Annotated in this window: 14 protein-coding genes; all 14 read right to left on the bottom strand. The window is 46.2% G+C overall.

The window, feature by feature from the left end; translation table 11 throughout:
- Positions 1–105: 105 nt before the first annotated feature.
- Complete coding sequence (locus GGR02_RS01795; protein ID WP_183183045.1) at positions 106–912, bottom strand: hypothetical protein; 807 nt, start codon at positions 910–912, stop codon at positions 106–108.
- A gap of 4 nt (positions 913–916) precedes the next feature.
- Positions 917–2,101, bottom strand: coding sequence for an RHS repeat domain-containing protein (locus GGR02_RS01790; RefSeq protein ID WP_183183044.1), 1,185 nt, complete (start codon positions 2,099–2,101; stop codon positions 917–919).
- Positions 2,098–2,856 (bottom strand): hypothetical protein, encoded by a 759-nt coding sequence (locus tag GGR02_RS01785; protein WP_183183043.1) that lies wholly within the window; start codon positions 2,854–2,856, stop codon positions 2,098–2,100. Before GGR02_RS01785 ends, GGR02_RS01790 begins: the two co-directional genes overlap by 4 nt.
- A gap of 212 nt (positions 2,857–3,068) precedes the next feature.
- Positions 3,069–4,049 carry a signal recognition particle-docking protein FtsY gene (ftsY, locus tag GGR02_RS01780; protein WP_183183042.1) on the bottom strand — a complete coding sequence of 327 codons (981 nt, stop codon included), beginning with the start codon at positions 4,047–4,049 and terminating at the stop codon, positions 3,069–3,071.
- A gap of 18 nt (positions 4,050–4,067) precedes the next feature.
- Positions 4,068–7,631 (bottom strand): chromosome segregation protein SMC, encoded by a 3,564-nt coding sequence (smc, locus tag GGR02_RS01775; RefSeq protein ID WP_183183041.1) that lies wholly within the window; start codon positions 7,629–7,631, stop codon positions 4,068–4,070.
- Between the two features lie 116 nt (positions 7,632–7,747).
- Complete coding sequence (gene rnc / locus GGR02_RS01770) at positions 7,748–8,491, bottom strand: ribonuclease III (RefSeq protein ID WP_183183040.1); 744 nt, start codon at positions 8,489–8,491, stop codon at positions 7,748–7,750.
- 95 nt (positions 8,492–8,586) lie between these two features.
- Entirely contained in the window at positions 8,587–8,820 is a 234-nt protein-coding gene (gene acpP, locus GGR02_RS01765) for an acyl carrier protein (protein ID WP_066323715.1), read from the bottom strand.
- A gap of 60 nt (positions 8,821–8,880) precedes the next feature.
- Complete coding sequence (fabG, locus tag GGR02_RS01760; protein ID WP_183183039.1) at positions 8,881–9,621, bottom strand: 3-oxoacyl-[acyl-carrier-protein] reductase; 741 nt, start codon at positions 9,619–9,621, stop codon at positions 8,881–8,883.
- A gap of 2 nt (positions 9,622–9,623) precedes the next feature.
- Positions 9,624–10,565, bottom strand: coding sequence for an ACP S-malonyltransferase (fabD, locus tag GGR02_RS01755; RefSeq protein ID WP_183183038.1), 942 nt, complete (start codon positions 10,563–10,565; stop codon positions 9,624–9,626).
- A 1-nt stretch (position 10,566) separates the two neighbouring features.
- On the bottom strand, positions 10,567–11,565 hold the full coding sequence (gene plsX / locus GGR02_RS01750; RefSeq protein ID WP_183183037.1) for a phosphate acyltransferase PlsX: 999 nt from the start codon (positions 11,563–11,565) through the stop codon (positions 10,567–10,569).
- Positions 11,549–12,145, bottom strand: a complete 597-nt coding sequence (fapR, locus tag GGR02_RS01745) for a transcription factor FapR (RefSeq protein WP_183183036.1) — start codon at positions 12,143–12,145, stop codon at positions 11,549–11,551. Before fapR ends, plsX begins: the two co-directional genes overlap by 17 nt.
- Positions 12,146–12,239: 94 nt before the next feature.
- Complete coding sequence (gene recG, locus GGR02_RS01740) at positions 12,240–14,285, bottom strand: ATP-dependent DNA helicase RecG (protein ID WP_229706028.1); 2,046 nt, start codon at positions 14,283–14,285, stop codon at positions 12,240–12,242.
- The gene (sdaAA, locus tag GGR02_RS01735) at positions 14,282–15,160 is read right to left on the bottom strand and encodes an L-serine ammonia-lyase, iron-sulfur-dependent, subunit alpha (RefSeq protein WP_221210649.1); all 879 of its coding nucleotides are present in this window, start codon (positions 15,158–15,160) and stop codon (positions 14,282–14,284) included. Before sdaAA ends, recG begins: the two co-directional genes overlap by 4 nt.
- A 42-nt stretch (positions 15,161–15,202) precedes the next feature.
- Positions 15,203–15,865, bottom strand: coding sequence for an L-serine ammonia-lyase, iron-sulfur-dependent subunit beta (gene sdaAB, locus GGR02_RS01730; RefSeq protein WP_183183034.1), 663 nt, complete (start codon positions 15,863–15,865; stop codon positions 15,203–15,205).
- Between the last annotated feature and the right edge of the window lie 58 nt (positions 15,866–15,923).

Here is a 15,923-nt window from a genome sequence, read left to right as displayed (position 1 = left end):
TCCTGTATAAAAAAGCCCCTTTGATTCGGCTCACTCAGTGTAATATTTGGAGTTCCGAATCAAAGGGGACTTCAAAGCATCACAACTCCTCAAGCCAGATGAAGATTAACAGAAAAAGATCGGTTCAAACGTGGCGTCCCTAATTTGATGTTTCAAAAAACAATCGCGTACTTTTTTTGAAACGATTACGTAAGGCCTTGGGAAAAATCCAGAACCAAAATATTCGAACGTCCGATTAAAATCAGCAAATTGGTCGATCTCCTCTTGCGCATAGTACATCGCATGTTCCGGAGTTAAGCGGAAGCTTTTAAAATGGCAAGATGGACAAGGAGCCACTCGATTTAGTTCTGTTTTAGCATGAATAGGAGGAAGGATGTGCGTCACTATTAGTTGATACGCAATGGGACTAGTCTTTTTCACCTTGTTAAACACAGGCCTAAATTCAACATGTTCCCAGCCATTTTCCTCTATAAGGGATTTAACATCGGGAGAAACAATCAATTCTTCCTCCCAAGTCATTGCAACCATTTTAGGACGAAACGTTTTTTTCTTAATGATCAAGTCTTGTTTTTGATCGATGTAAACATTACAACGGGTACAACGTCTGACATAGAGCGCTTCTGGTTCATCCTCGTAAACACTGTCTACTAATCGAAGAGAGCCTAGTATAAAATAGCTAGCTCGGTCATAATCTTCTTTTGAATATTCCAGCTCAAATCCTTGGGATATTCTTAATAAATTCGCACGAACCTCTAGTAAAAACTCATGGTATTCGGGAATATCCGTATACATTCGAATTTGATTAATATCAGGGTCGAATTTAATATATTTTCCATACTTTTCAATCAGTGTTTGTGGCTCCGTTTTGGAGAAAGGGCTTTTACTTAATACAATTTTAGCGACTTTCCTCATAAACCTACCTCCATCCCGTAGAACGTAAGTATTTTAAGCTGGCATAATGTAAGGCTCTATTATCATAATAAACCTTTTCTAACGCCTTTCTTATTTCCTTTCTAGTAACGGTTTTTTTGCCATAAGGTATAGCCTTTCTCCATCTATTCGTATAAACCCGATGTTGCTCTTTTGTTAATGCAACAGAAAGCATATGTCCTTTATTTACTCCCATGCTCCTAGCAAATCTTTTTTCAATTAAATGGTGAGTTTCTAAACCTGTTCCTTTTATCACTTTCCTTAACTTATTATAAGAACCTAAAAGCCTTCCTGCATGACCTGCTGTTGATAGCGCTCCCGTCGGATCCGCAAAGGAAGCAAAGTCGGCCGCAATCCATGCTGCACCGGATAACGATGGATTGGACGCAAATGCAGCGGTATCCATAATCAGCCACATCGCATCCACAGCCCAATGCCCATCCGGATCGACATTCATCACCGGATTGTTATTGGCATACGTATAGGCATTTTGAGTGATCGGATCATCTTTATCTCCCGGATCTGGATCCCTCGAAATAAACCTCGCCGTCTCTGGATCGTAATACCGCGCCTGCAAGTAGTACAGCTGTGTTTCCTTATCATAATAATATCCCGCATATCCTAACGGTTGTCCAGCTACTGCCGCATTTTCCGAAACCGAAAGCACTTTGCCCCATGGGTCATAGCTGTAATTCGCGACGGTCGCACCGTTCTCATCAACAATGCGGACGATATCACCGCGGTAGTTGGTGACATAGTAGAACGTATCGCCATTTGCATTCGTCACCGTATTCGGCTTTCCATTCGCCCACGTAAACGCCCATACCGTTTGGCCGTTGTCATCAGTGATGCGGATTAAGTTCGAGCCGTCATAGTGGTAATGGTACGTTACACCATTCACCGTTTTCGTTTTCCTCAAGCCGTTTGGATGATAGGTGAAACTTGCGAGCGTGTTTCCATTTAAATCTTTGACGGTAAGCAGGTGGCCTTCTCCGTCCCACTCGTATTGGTATTTATCATCTTGAAGAAGATTCCCTGCTTCATCGTAAGTAAAACCTTCCACCTCATTCGCGGCGTTAAACGTAAGCGTCTTGCCGTGTGGGTTTTTCAAGTTCCCCGCCGCATCGTAGTCATATTGAACCGTATTTCCTTGATACGTCCATGACTTCAAGCGGTTGGCAAAATCGTACGTAAACGTATGCGGATTCGTGCCATCAAAATGGTTCCAGACTCTTGTTTCTCCGCTTTTAACCCTTGGACTTTGATATGAAACTCAAAACGATTTTTTCCTTGATAGGAATCGAAAATAATATTTTCCTTGACTTTCGTTCCGTCTAAAGCATAATCAAATGTCACACTAGGATAGAGCTGCTTATATTGAACGCGCTCTTTTTGAAAAGTTCCGGCTATATCCTTGATTCCCTTAAATTGTTTGGCTGCTGGAGCATCATCATCGGATAACTCTACCGTTATGTTGTGCCCTGCGATTTCGTATGTAAACAATCTTGCTTGGCGATTTTGTTTCGGTTTTTTTGGAAATTTCACTTTAAATTGGTTCGCTTTGTTTTCGAATTCTTGTTGCGAGTTTTCAACCAATGTGTTGTCCATGTCTACCCATTGGCCGTTTTTCTTAAAATGGATGGGTTCAGTATACACTTCTGCGGTATACGTTCCATCCGAGTTTTCATAGACCTTCGTTGTTTCCGTTCGAAGAGAGGGGATCTCTTTTTCCTTCGGATACGGGTCACGAGAAGAGGGCTCTTCTTTTTGCACTTCGTTCGGAAGAGAAACGGTGTGGTCTTGAATAGGTTCTGTCACAGACGAAGAAGAGGTTTCCTCTGCCTTTACAAACGGCGTCCATGTCGAAATGGTTAGCGTAAACGCAAGCACATACGATAGAAATGAATACCTTTTCCTTTTCTTCACACGATGTCACCTCATAAGCTAGTAATATCCCATCGACGGAATATCGACGACCGACACTATTATATTGACAAACCCCTCTTAAAAACGTCAATTCTTTTTTCAGTGGTAAAATAATCCTCCCTCCTCTCCTTTGTTTTCCATAATGCTGATCACATTAATACGCAAGAAGGATGCCCCGCCGTTGGAACATCCTTTTTGCCCGTCGATTTTCTTTATTCTTCTAATAAATCCGCAAACAGTCCATAGACGTACTGCTCCGGGTCGAAGGCTTGCAAGTCGTCCATTTTTTCGCCGAGGCCGACGAATTTGACTGGGATGTTGAGTTCATTGCGGATCGCTAGGACGATGCCGCCTTTGGCGGTGCCGTCCAGTTTGGTGAGCACGATGCCGGTCACGTTCGTTGCTTCTTTAAAAATTTTCGCTTGGCTCATTGCGTTTTGCCCTGTCGTTGCATCGAGTACGAGCAGCACTTCATGGGGAGCTCCTGGAATCTCACGCTCGATGACGCGTTTCACTTTTTCTAGCTCTTTCATTAAGTTTACTTTATTTTGCAAACGGCCAGCCGTGTCACATAACAACACATCGACGTTGCGCGCTTTCGCTGCTTGAATCGCATCATACATAACGGCGGCTGGATCTGATCCGGCCGACTGCTTAATGACGTCCACCCCGACGCGCTCGCCCCATACTTCGAGCTGCTCAATCGCCCCAGCGCGGAACGTATCGCCAGCCGCTAAAAGCACCGTTTTCCCTTCCGATTTCAACTTATGCGCTAATTTTCCGATCGTCGTCGTTTTCCCGACCCCGTTGACACCGACAAATAAAATGACCGTCAATCCATGTTCTTGCATATTTAATGTCGCTGGTTGGTCATCGCCGCCTTTATAAATGTCGACAAGCTTCTCGGAAATGACCGCCTGCATTTCTTTCGTCTCTTGAATGTTGCGGCGCTTCACTTCCATCTTTAATTCGTCAATTAACTCCATCACTGTCGTCACGCCGACGTCAGCAGCGATTAAAATTTCTTCCAGCTCTTCAAAAAACTCTTCATCGACTTTCCGGTAGCGGGCGATTAAATCGTTCACCCGTCCGGCAAACGAATCGCGCGTTTTCGAAAGCCCTTGTTTAAACTTTTCCGTTACTGCATCCGTTTGTTGCGTAATTTTCTCTTTCAGTTTTTTAAAAAAATTCACCGCTTTTGCCACCTTTCGTTATGATTTCACCAGCTGCTTGGAATCTTCTAAACGAACGGACACTAATTTCGATACGCCAGACTCTTGCATCGTCACCCCATAAAGCACGTCCGCTTCTTCCATCGTCCCTTTCCGATGGGTAATGACAATGAATTGCGTTTGGCTGCTAAACTGTTTTAAGTAGTGGGCGTAGCGATGCACGTTCGCTTCATCAAGCGCCGCTTCCACTTCATCGAGCACGCAAAACGGCACCGGCCGCACTTTTAAAATCGAAAACAATAGCGCAATCGCCGTCAGCGCCCGCTCGCCACCTGATAATAAACTTAAATGTTGCAGCTTTTTCCCCGGCGGTTGGGCGACAATTTCGACGCCTGTATTTAACAAATCGGCTGGGTCGGTCAGCTGCAAATCCGCGCGCCCCCCGCCAAACAGCTGTGCAAAAACGTCGCCAAACTGTGAGCGAATTTGCTCAAATGTCGCGAAAAAGCGTTTTTTCATCTCTTGGTCCATCTCGTCAATCACTTGATAAAGCGTTTCTTTCGCTTGTTGTAAATCACTTTTTTGCGTCGTTAAAAACTGATATCGTTCCGATACGCGCTCATATTCGTCAATCGCGCCTAAATTCACCGTTCCGAGCTCTTCGATCGCTCGTTTGATGAGCTTCACTTTTTTCCGCGCTTCCGCCGCCTCGATTTCCAACGGATAGTTTGCTTTCGCTGCTTCAAACGTTAACGTATACTCTTCTCGCAAACGTGCTAGTAAATTCTCCAGCTCCACGTCCAAGCGATTCAATTTCACTTCTTCGTCTTTGATTATATCGGTGAGCTGTTTGTAGTTTCGTTTTTTCTCTTTTACTTCGCGTTCAAGGTTTTCAAGCGTTTGTTGATATTGCAAGCGCTGTTCACGGCGGCTAGCAATGAGTTCGACCGTTTCGTTTTTATCTTGTAGCTTTTGTTGCCGCAACCGTTCGAGTTGTTCTTCGCCCGAATCGTTCGACTCCATTTCCGCACAGAGCACCGCTAACTCTTCTGCTGCCGTTTTCCGCTTTGCTTCTGTGTCGTTTTGTTCAAGCTTCATTTGTTCGATTTTTTCTTGCAAATGTTTAAACAGCTGCTGCTTTTCCGCAAGGGCGATTTTTTGTTCCGTCATCGCTTGTTGCAACGCTTCTTTTGACTGTTGTTCATCTTGCTTTTGCACCGCGAGTTGTTGCATTTGCTCATCGATTTCCGCGAGCGCTTGCTCCATTTGCCGCAGCTTTTCATCGGCGGCAGCTATTTTTGCTTCAAGCTGCTTTTTTTCTTGCTCGTCGTGCGCTTTTTCGTGGTCATATAACGAAAGCCGTTCGTTTACATGTTTTTCTTGCCATTCCACCTCGCGCCATGCACTTTTTATTTCTTGCAGCGCCACGCGCCATTGTTCGATTTGCTTTCGAAGCTCTGCGATTTCCGCTTCGTGTTCGTTTGCTTCTTTCTTTTTCGTTTGCACGTATTGCTCTAACTGCATTGTTTTCGTTTCCATTTCTTGCAGTTTGCTCGTAATCGCTTCTAGTTCGCGCGTTCGACCTAAAAGCGAATTCGTCTTTTTCGCTACGCCGCCGCCCGTCATCGCACCGCCTGGGCTAACGACATCCCCGTCAAGCGTCACTAGACGGTAGCGATAATGAAGGAGACGGGCTAATTCGTTTGCCCCTTTTAAGTCCGTTGTCACAATGACATGGCCGAGCAAATGCGCCATGACCGTCCGATACATGGAATCATAAGAAATAAGCTCACTCGCCACACCGACAAACGCCGGATGGTGCTCAACAAGCGCTAGTTGTTCTTTTGGGATATGCTTGCCTTGAATGACGTTTAGCGGCAAAAACGTCGCCCGGCCGTATGCGTTCGTTTTTAAATACTGAATCGCCGCCCGCGCCGCTTCTTCATTCGCGACAACAATATGCTGCATCGCACCGCCAAGCGCTATTTCAAGCGCCGTTTCGTATTCCGTTGGAACAGAAATGAGCTCCACTACCGCTCCATGAATGCCGGAAAGCTGATGGCGCGCTTTTAAAATTTCTTTGACGCCTTGGAAAAAACCTGCGTAATCATGCTGCATTTCTTCCAACATCTCTTTGCGCGATTTCGTTTGCTGCAAATATTGGTATGCTTGATAAAGCATCGCTTCTTTTTGCTCGATTTCTTGCTTTAGATGCGACAGCTGTTCGAGTTTTTCTTGCAATTTGCTTTCGCACGCGATCATCATGCGCTCTGTTTTTTCGTATTGCGCTTTCAGCTCTGCTTGTTGTGCTTGTACGTATTCGCGTTCACGCAAATATTTTTCATTTTCTTTCGCCAGCGTTGCTTGTTTTGTTGTTAGTTTTTCAAGCTGTGTTTGCAAATGTGAACGCTCGTTTTTTAACGATGCTTGCTCGTGAACGAGTTCGATGTAATCGCTTTTTAATTGCTCCATTCGTTCTTCGACGTTGACATTATAGAGAGAAAACGCTTGCTGTTTTTCTTTTAGTTCTGCCTGAAGCGCGGCAATTTCTTGCTTTACTTGCAGAAGCGTTTCTTCTTCTTTCGTAAGCGCCTCAATAAGCCGCGCTTGTTTCTCTGTCAAAGAAACGATCGCCTCTTCTAGCTGGTTTTTATATTGCGCTGCATTTTTTTTCCGTTCCTTTAATACTTCTTTCCGACCTTCTAGCTTTTCGAGTTCTTCGCTGACCGAAAGCAATACTTGCTGCAAGCCGTCAATCGATTCATCGAGCGCCGTCAACTGGTCGCGAAGTTGTTCTACGGCTGCTTCTTCTTTTTGCATCGTTGCCGCAAGCGCCATTTCTTCTTGCTGATGAATCGCCACTTGTTCATTTAGCGCGCTCCATTGCCGATGAAGTTCTTCAATTTCGTGCGCAATAAGCGCCACTTCTAATTTTTCCAGTTCGCCGCGCTTTTCTAAATAGTCTTTGGCAATCGATGCCTGTATTTGGAGCGGTTCGAGCTGATGCTCTAACTCATGTAAAATATCGTTGACGCGCTGCAAGTTATCTTGTGTTTCTAAAAGTTTATGTTCCGCTTTTTTCTTACGAATCTTATATTTTAATACCCCAGCCGCCTCTTCAAAAATCGTGCGCCGCTCTTCCGGTTTGCTGCTTAAAATTTCTTCGATCCGCCCTTGGCCGATAATCGAAAACGCTTCTTTCCCTAGCCCGGAATCCATAAATAAATCGACAATATCTTTTAACCGACACGGTTGTTGGTTAATAAAAAATTCGCTTTCGCCTGAGCGATATACGCGCCGTGTGACACTTACTTCTTGGTAGTCAAGTGGCAAAAATTGGTCTTCGTTATCGAGCGTCAACGTCACTTCGGCAATGTTCAGCGGCTTACGGGAATCGCTGCCTGCAAAAATGATGTCTTCCATTTTCGCACCGCGAAGCGATTTTGCTGACTGCTCACCAAGCACCCAGCGAATCGCATCGGTAATGTTGCTTTTACCGCTACCATTTGGGCCAACGACAGCCGTTACCCCTGGAACAAATTCAATTGACACCCGATCTGCAAACGATTTAAAGCCGATAATATCTAACCGTTTGAGGAACATACGTACCCCGCCTCGCTATCTTTCATCTAAAATCTTTCCTATTGTACCATAATTGCTCGTTCAAACATAGAGCCGACAAAAGGGCTGACTATCGGTTGCTCAGCCAGCCCTTTTGCTTATTCGGTCGCTAACGCTTTTAGCTTCTCTAACGCCATTTGCGCTGCTTTTTGCTCCGCTTCTTTTTTCGATCTCCCAACACCAACACCAAATTCTTCACCGTTTAACGACACGCGTGAAACGAACTCTTTATTGTGCGCAGGCCCTTTTTCTTGCAAAATCACATACTCGATGACACCGCTGCCATCGCGTTGTACAAGCTCTTGTAATTGGCTTTTATAATCCATCACATGAGAAAAAGCACCTTCGCGAATTTTCGGAAAAATCGTTTGTTCCAAAAATCGAATGACCGCATCCATTCCTTGATCTAAATAAAGCGCCCCGACAAATGCTTCAAACACATCCGCCAATAGCGATGGTCGCATGCGCCCGCCCGTCATCTCTTCCCCTTTTCCGAGCAGCACAAGCTGACCAAAGGAAAGGGCGTTCGCAAATTTCACAAGCGACGGCTCGCATACAATCGCCGCCCGTAACTTCGTCAACTCCCCTTCGCTCATATGCGGAAACTGTTGAAATAAATATTGAGAAACGGTTAACTCTAGCACAGCGTCGCCTAAAAACTCAAGGCGCTCATTATCTTCTTGCGGTCGTTTGCGATGCTCATTCACATACGATGAATGGGTAAACGCTTGAATTAATAGCTTTTCGTTTTGAAAGAAAATGCCGATTGTTTCTTGCAACTGTCGGAATTTCGTTCTCCTTTTTTCGTTCGCACGCTGCTCTTTTTCTTTCTGCTTCGACATATATGAACCTCCGGACTTCCATCATCTGCTCGACAAGAGCCCTAATAAAAAAGCATAGAAAGCCCCGTTTAGGCAACGGGACTTTTCTTCATTATTTACATGCGGCTTTTTATGTAGTTCACAGCGTCTCCAACTGTGACGATTTTTTCTGCTTCCTCATCGGAAATCTCCATGTCAAATTCGTCTTCTAATTCCATCACAAGTTCTACTACGTCTAAAGAATCCGCGCCTAAATCTTCTTTAAAAGAAGCTTCTAGCGTTACTTGCGATTCTTCTACCCCTAGACGGTCAACGATAATTTTCGTTACACGCTCTAATACGTCTGCCATAATTGCATTCACCTCCTCTCATGATTATAGACAATTTCTTGCCAAAATACTAGCGTGAATTTACATGACCATTCCGCCATCGACGTGAATCGTTTGTCCGGTAATGTAGTTCGCAGCGTCAGAAACTAAAAAAGAAACGACTTTCGCAATATCTTCCGGCTCACCAAAACGAGCAAGCGGAATTTGCTTTAACATTTCCGTCCGCACATCCTCGCTCAAGCGGTCCGTCATATCCGTTGTAATAAAGCCTGGCGCAATCGCGTTTACCGTAATGTTGCGGCTTGCCAACTCTTTTGCTGCTGTTTTCGTAAAGCCAATCACGCCCGCTTTCGCCGCAACGTAGTTTGCTTGCCCTGGATTGCCGCTCACCCCAACAATCGAAGCGATATTGACGATGCGACCAAAGCGTTGTTTCATCATCGGGCGCGTGACCGCTTTCGTGCAATGGAACACGCCTTTTAAGTTCGTGTTAATTACATCATCCCATTCTTCTTCTTTCATGCGCATTAATAAATTATCGCGCGTAATGCCGGCGTTGTTCACTAAAATATCGATGCGGCCAAAACGTTCCACCACTTCTTTTACCATTTGTTCTACCGCTTCGCTGCTTGCGACGTTCGCCTGCACCATAAACGCTTCGCCGCCCATTTGTTCAATTTCTTCGACTACTTCTTTCGCTTTTGCTTCGCTGCCGGCATAGTTGACGGCTACTTTTGCCCCATGACGCGCAAGTTCGAGCGCAATCGCTCTGCCGATGCCGCGCGATGCCCCTGTAACGAGTGCGACTTTTCCTTGCAACATGTTTATTCCCCTTTCAATGCCGCAACGGTTGCTTCGAGGGAAGCAACATCATAAATCGAATAGACGGTGACATTGCGGTTAATTTTTTTCACAAGCCCTGCTAATACTTTTCCAGGTCCGATTTCGACGAACGTGTCGACACCTAATTCTATCATGTTCACCACCGATTGTTCCCAACGAACCGGCGAATAAAGCTGTTCAATTAACAAGCGCTGAATCGTTTCCTTTTCGGTCATCGGTTCTGCCGTCACGTTAGCGATAACAGGAATCGCAGCGTCGTTAATTGTGATCGTCGCTAATACGTCGGCTAACTTCCCGGCTGCTGGCTTCATGAGCGCAGAATGGAATGGACCGCTTACATCAAGGGGGATGACCCGCTTCGCTCCTTTTGCTTTGGCAAGTTCTGCTGCACGTTCTACCCCTGTTTTGGAGCCGGAAATCACGATTTGCCCAGGGCAGTTTAAATTCGCTAATTGCACAGGATTGCCTTCCTTCGTTACTTGCTCGGTAATCGCTTCAAGTTCTTCCGCCGCCATTCCAAGTACAGCCGCCATCGTTCCTTCTCCGCTAGGCACAGCTTCCTCCATAAATTCGCCGCGTTTGCGCACCGCATATACCGCATCTAAAAACGAAATCGCTCCTGCTGCTACAAGTGCTGTATATTCTCCTAAGCTATGGCCAGCGACATAATCAGGCACGATTCCAGCTTCTTTTACTTTTTCCAGCAACGCGACGCTTGTTGTTAGCAATGCCGGCTGGGCGTTGTACGTTAACGTCAACGTTTCTTGCGGCCCTGCAAAAATAATGGAGGAAAGCGAAAAGCCGAGCCGCTCATCGGCCGCTTGAAAAATAGCTGCTACTTTTTCGTCTTGTGCCGCTAATTCTTTTCCCATGCCAACGGTTTGTGACCCTTGCCCTGGAAATATAAATGCTAATTTGCCCATGCTAGTTCCCTTCCTTTTGCATCCGTTCAAGTTCGGATTTAATCGTTTCTGCGAGACGATGCAACACCATTTCGCGTGCTTGGCGAATCGCATGGAAAATGGCGTTCGCATCAGATGAGCCGTGCGCTTTAATGACCGGAGCGTTTAATCCGAATAGCGCAGCGCCACCGTACTCCGAATAATCCATTTTCTTTTTAATATCAAGCAGTTTCGGCTTCAGCACCGCTGCTGCAAGCTTGCTAGAAAAGCTGCTTGTTAGCGCTTCTTTTAACATTGTAAACATCGAAATCGCCGTTCCTTCAATCGTTTTTAACGCCACATTGCCTGTAAACCCATCGGTCACGACGACATCTGCGACCCCTTCCAGTAAATCGCGCGCTTCGACGTTGCCGACAAAATGAATATTTGCCGATTGCATGAGCTGAAACGCCCGCTTTGCCAACTCGTTTCCTTTTTGGTCTTCTGTTCCGACGTTTAGTAACCCAACGCGCGGCTTTCTAATTCCGCGTGCTTTTTCCGCATAAATCGACCCCATTAATGCATATTGCAGCAAATGTTCCGGACGGGCGTCGACGTTCGCGCCAACGTCTAAAAAGACAAATCCTTTTCCATCAAGCGTCGGCAACGTTGGCGCTAATGCCGGACGCTCAATCCCTTCAATCCGGCCGACGATAAACAACCCTGCCGCCATCAATGCTCCTGTATTGCCTGCAGAGATGCACGCATGTGCGCGCCCTTGCTTCACTTCTTCGGCCATTAATACCATCGACGCTTGTTTTTTCCGGCGGACAGCCCGCACTGGTTCGTCTGTTGCTTCGATGACTTCTTCCGTATGAACGAGTTGAATTCGGGCGGTTTCTGAAAGAAATGGTCGCACCGCTTCTTCCTTGCCAAATAGCGTAATTTCCAAATCGGAAAAATGTTGGACCGCTTTTACTGCCCCGAGAACAATTTCTTTCGGAGCATGGTCTCCGCCCATAGCATCAATTGCAATTCTCATCGTTGACTCCATCCTTTTTTGCGATGTTCGATCGATACATTTCAAATTCTCCAGAAAAAACAAGTTCTTGCCCGACGTAGCTATTTACTTCGACAATCGTCCGGCCGGCTTCGTTTACCCCTTTGACTTTCGCTTTTGCTACGACGCGTTCGTTTTCTTTCACTTGTCGAGTAAAGCGAATGTTCGCTTTGGCTGTCAGCGCCAATTCATCGTTAATGACGGCAACCGCCAGTGAATTCGCTTGGGCAAATAGATGATGGCCGCGCGCGATTTGGTTTCGTTTGAAGACGTGTTCTTTTTTCACATCAAAAATCGAAATCGCGCTTTGATCCGGTTCGATGTCGATAATTTCCCCGATCACTTCTTCAATTGGAAGCGATTTTACTTTATCGGCAAACGATTTTTCTGCGACATGTTTAATGCGTTCCCTTAGCTCAGGAATCGATAACTCCAGCCGATCAAGACGAATCGTTTGAACGCTAACAGAAAATTTTTCTGCCAATTCTTCGTCTGTAATAAACGGATTTTCCTCAATCGTTTCTTTTAATAACCGCTGCCGTTCTCGCTTCGTTCTTCGCATGATGTATACACCGTCCACTTCTATGACTAGGTACTAATAGTAGTATATAATCCTAAAAAACAGATTGCAAGAATAAGTTTGCAATCTGTACCGACTAATCTAATTTTTCGCCATTCAACACGCCCGACTGCTCTAAATACGCTCGCAGCGGACGATACGCTTCCTCGTGCCAAAAGGCGCGAGAATGAATGAGCTTCGCTGCATCGTTCCGCGCCACTTCTAAAATGCGGTAGTCATGCACGACATCTCCTAATTTAAATTCCGGCATGCCGCTTTGCTTTGTACCGAAAAAGTCACCAGGCCCACGAAGCTCTAAATCTTTTTCCGACAACAAAAAGCCGTCGTTCGTTTCGGTCATAATGCGCATCCGCTCTTTTCCCGTTTCCGATTTCGGGTCAGCAACGAGAATACAATACGATTGTTCGCTGCCGCGTCCGACGCGCCCACGAAGCTGATGAAGCTGCGCCAATCCGAACCGTTCGGCATCATAAATGACCATTACCGTCGCGTTTGGCACGTTGACGCCGACTTCGACGACGGTCGTCGACACTAAAATATGGACGTCGTTGCGGCTGAACGCCTTCATCACTTCCTCTTTTTCTTCTGCCGAAAGACGACCGTGCATTAAGCCAATTCGGTATTTCCCCCGGTAATGGTGGACGAGCATGCTATGAACATCGATGGCATTTTGCACGTCTAATTTTTCCGATTCTTCAATAAGCGGACAAATGACATACGCTTGCCGCCCTTTTTGCACTTCTTTGTCGATAAACTGTAACACGCGCTCTAGCATGTTATGCTTGACCCAATACGTTTCTACTTTTTTGCGTCCCGCTGGCATTTCATCAATCACGGAAACATCCATTTCACCAAACGCAGTAATTGCTAACGTCCGAGGGATGGGGGTGGCGGTCATAAACAATACATCTGGCGATTCGCCTTTTTCTCGCAAAACGCGCCGCTGTTCCACCCCAAAGCGGTGCTGTTCGTCCGTGATGACTAACCCAAGCCGATGAAAATTTACGTCCTCTTGAATGAGCGCATGTGTACCAATCACGATATCGAGTTGCCCTGCCATCAGCTTTTCGAGCAATTCTTTTCGTCGCTTTCCTTTAACCGAACTTGTTAATAATTCGACGGAAACGCCTACCGGCTCTAACAACTGGCGAAGCGAGTGGGCATGCTGCTCTGCTAAAATTTCTGTCGGCACCATTAATGCCCCTTGGTAGCCAGACAACACGGTAGCATATAAAGCGATAGCGGCAACGACCGTTTTTCCAGAGCCGACGTCCCCTTGCAATAGCCGATTCATTCGATACGGTGCTCGCATATCGTTTATAATTTCGCCAACGACCCGCTGCTGGGCGCCAGTTAATGGAAACGGAAGTTGCTCAATAAATTGCTGCCATTTTTCTTGCGGAAAGTCATGGGCAATTCCTTTGGAATGTTCGCGCTGAATTTTGCGGAGCGCGTGCATTTTTAGTTGAAATAATAAAAACTCTTCATAGACGAGGCGGCGCCGCGCCTGTTTCAACGCCTCATGCGAGGAAGGAAAATGAATCGCGGCGAGCGCTTCTTTTTTCGTCCATAACCGATATGCCTGTAGTAGCGACGGTGGCAACGTTTCTTCAATGGACGCCCCAAATTGTGCTAATGCCAATTTCATAAACCGGCGCATCCCTTTGACCGTAAGTGCTCCTCTTGTTGAGTAGACCGGCTCTAGTTCCCGTTTTTCCGGAAGTGCGCCAAATTTTATTTCCATCGCCGTAATCGTTTGGCGATGTTGGTCCCATTTTCCGGTGACCGTCACCGTTTCGTTGATCGCAAGCTTCGTTTTTAAATATGGCCGATTAAAGCAAGTGACTGTAATTAAATACCGATCGACGAGCAGCCGAAACGTTAGGCGCGATTTTTGGCGGGCATAATACGTAAGAGAAGGTTCGCTATGAACCTTCCCCTCGACTGTTACTTTTTCCTCATGCTTCACGTCCGCTAAATCACGAACTTCATAGTCTTCATAACGAAATGGAAAATACGTTAATAAATCGCCAATTGTTTCAATGCCCATCTCCCGAAACGATTCGCTCGTTTCTTCGCCAATTCCTTTTATTTCTGTGACAGGTTGTTGCCATATATTCACGTCTGTGAAACGCCGAAAATTTTCGCCGCTAGTGCGCGGCCAGTCGGCGTTGCTGCTAACCCCCCTTGTGCAGTTTCTTTTAAAGCGGTCGGCATCGTTTCGCCGATCCGATACATCGCTTCGATGACTTCGTCGCACGGGATGCGGCTTTTAATGCCGGCAAGTGCCATATCGGCCGCCACCATCGCATTCGCTGCCCCCATCGCATTCCGTTTTACACATGGGACTTCTACTAAGCCTGCGACAGGGTCACATACTAATCCTAACATATTTTTTAACGCTATCGCCATTGCTTCCGCTGCTTGGCTTGGCGTTCCCCCAGCCATTTCAACAAGCGCTGCTGCTGCCATTCCGGTTGCAGAACCAACCTCTGCTTGACAGCCGCCCGCTGCTCCAGAAATCGAAGCGTTGTTGGCGACAACGAAGCCAAACGCACCGGCGGTAAATAAAAATTCAACCATTTGCTCTCGCGTCGGCTGCAATTTCTCTGTTACTGCAAACAACGTCCCTGGCACAACACCAGCAGACCCAGCAGTCGGCGTTGCGCAAATGATCCCCATCGCTGCATTGACTTCGTTTGTGGCGACCGCTTTGCTAACCGCATCTAAAATCGTTTCACCTGACAAAAAGCGACCTTGGCGAATATAGTTTTGCAACAAAACAGCATCACCGCCCGTTAAGCCAGAGTGCGAGGAAACGCCGGCTAACCCTCTCATCACCGCTTGTTCCATTACTTGTAAATTTTTATCCATTTGCGCAAAAATTTCTTCGCGACTTTTTCCGGTCACTTCGATTTCTTGCCGAATCATCACTTCAGCAATTTTGATTTGCTGGCTTTCTGCCAATTCCACTAATTCCGCCACATTTCGAAACATCTCAGTTGCCACCCCTTTGTGTCTGTAAACGCTTTCTTGTCGTTAGTCAACAATTTTCGTCACTTGAATAATATGCGGAAGCTGTTCTAATTCTTTCACGATTGCGTCATCGATCGATTGATCGACCTCAATCGTCATAAGTGCTTCTTTCCCTTTTTCTTTTCGCGATACTTCCATATGCCCGATATTAATGGCGTATTTCGCGAGGACATTTGCCACCGAAGCGATTGTACCATAGCGGTCGTTGTGCATAATGAGAAGCGCTGGATGATGTCCGGAAAGCTTTAATTCAAAACCGTTTAATTCGGTAATTTCAATTTTTCCTCCACCGATCGAAATACCGACAAGCTCAAGTTCTCCATTTTCGTCGCCAATATGGATTTTCGCCGTGTTTGGATGGTTCGGCACTGCTTCTTCTTCATAAAAAGTTACTGCAAGCCCTTCTTGTTTGGCAATTTGCAACGACGATTTAATGCGTTCGTCAAATGTATCGAAATCTAACAAGCCGCCGACAATAGCGACATCCGTTCCGTGTCCTTTATACGTTTGCGCAAACGAGCCGTAAAAGAAAATATGCGCCCACTTTGGCTGTCTGCCAAATAAGCTGCGGGCCACTCTGCCGATTCTTGCGGCGCCTGCTGTATGCGAGCTCGATGGCCCAATCATAATCGGACCGATAATGTCAAATACGCTTTTATACTTCATGCTGCCTTCTCCCTTCGCCCCAATAAAATAGAAGGGGGATTCCCCTTCTACTATTCTA

Source organism: Anoxybacteroides voinovskiense (assembly GCF_014196205.1).
In the GTDB taxonomy this organism is placed as follows: domain Bacteria; phylum Bacillota; class Bacilli; order Bacillales; family Anoxybacillaceae; genus Anoxybacteroides; species Anoxybacteroides voinovskiense.
The sequence above is the reverse complement of the archived record's forward strand: the minus strand, read 5'-3'. Positions and strand labels throughout refer to the sequence as shown.